Annotated in this window: 3 protein-coding genes; 1 reads left to right on the top strand and 2 read right to left on the bottom strand. The window is 64.7% G+C overall.

The genetic code is table 11. From position 1 onward, the window contains the following. Positions 1-366 (top strand): LysR substrate-binding domain-containing protein (locus J0I79_RS33925; RefSeq protein WP_292870209.1); only part of this gene is annotated, 366 nt, incomplete at its 5' end. A gap of 92 nt (positions 367-458) precedes the next feature. Here J0I79_RS33925 and J0I79_RS33930 read toward each other — a convergent pair. Both J0I79_RS33930 and J0I79_RS33935 read right to left on the bottom strand, forming a co-directional pair. Beyond that, positions 459-836: a hypothetical protein gene (locus J0I79_RS33930; RefSeq protein WP_292870212.1), complete on the bottom strand. Its 378-nt coding sequence runs from the start codon at positions 834-836 to the stop codon at positions 459-461. Positions 837-983: 147 nt separating this feature from the next. Continuing rightward, positions 984-1,265 (bottom strand): helix-turn-helix transcriptional regulator (locus tag J0I79_RS33935; RefSeq protein ID WP_292870215.1); only part of this gene is annotated, 282 nt, incomplete at its 5' end.

Raw genomic sequence — 1,265 nt, forward strand, 5'->3', positions numbered from 1 at the left:
GCAACGCCGGAGGGTGCATCGGCCTTGCGCCAGCCTTCGGACTTGCTCCAAGCGCCTCTCATTCACGATGAGCGGCCCATTGGCTGGGCGGACTGGTTCCGGCACGCCGGCATCACCGCAAATGGAACCTGGACAGGGACCAATTTCAGCGACAGCGATTTCGCCCTGGCCGCCGCCGAGCTTGGCCAGGGGGTGGCGCTCGGCAGCCTGACGCTGGCCGCGAGGGCTCTCAGCGAAGGCGCCCTGACGCAGCCTTTCGATCACGTCCTGGAGACAGGCCGCACCTGGTATGCCGTATCGACCCCTGACCGGCTGAGAGGTGCCGATGTGCGAGGCACCTGGAACTGGCTACGGGAGCAGGCGTGACCGCGCATCAATGTGGAATGCGCTGCGTCCCGCTCACCAGGCGGCTTGCCGGTTTCGCCACGGGGCCAGCCTGCCGCGCGACACTCAAGCCATCAGCATTTCTGCGGCCGTGAGGATGAATCATACTGGCCTGTCGAGGCATTGGCATTGCTGTGCGTCTGCTTCTTGTATGCTCCCGGACCACCACGGCATTTCGCGGCGCCACCACCGGCGCTCGACTGCGACGCCGGAGCCGGAGGCGCACTTACGCTCTTGACGCAATAGCCGCCCTCGACGTGCCAACCCTTGTGGCATTTCGAGGTACAGACATAGGGTATCGGCTTGCCAGCGTTCGACCCGCCGGCTCCAATCAGGCCATACTGCCCCGCCGGACATCCGCTCGGCGGCCACGCCAGCGCAACCCTTGGGCCGGGCGCGAAAAACATCACCACACCGATCGCGGCAAGCGCCGCCGGAAAAAGTCTGCGCATCGTACCCCCCAGGACTGCCATTCGGATAGTGATGCTAGTCTCGTAAACAGGCTCGCGCCTCTCCTGTTTGGGAGAGGCGCGAGGCAAGTTCCACAGAACTGGGCCGATCACGCATAAAGCGACTTCTGTAGTCGCGGCAGATCAGAGCTACTGAGAGCGACGAACCCGGGAACCGCCGTCGAGGAGCAGCGATACAAGTGCTGCCTGGCTGTTCACTCCGGTCTTGCCGAAAATGCCTTTGAGATGGCCGCGAACCGTCCCCATGCCGATGCCAAGCGTCCGCGAGACCTCGTCAAGGCTGCGCCCACCGGCGATCTCTATCGCGATCCGCGCCTCCCTGCCGGTAAATCCGAACAGCGCGGCGATTTCGGTCTCCACGACCGGCAAGGTGGCGCCGCTCTGGCGCATGACGACGGAAACGTGCACGGG

The organism is Mesorhizobium sp. (assembly GCF_017306585.1).
In the GTDB taxonomy this organism is placed as follows: domain Bacteria; phylum Pseudomonadota; class Alphaproteobacteria; order Rhizobiales; family Rhizobiaceae; genus Mesorhizobium.

Excerpts from the sequence above, each read along its gene's own strand:
- J0I79_RS33930 (WP_292870212.1), bottom strand. The coding sequence starts at position 836 with ATGCGCAGACTTTTTCCGGCGGCGCTTGCCGCGATCGGTGTGGTGATG.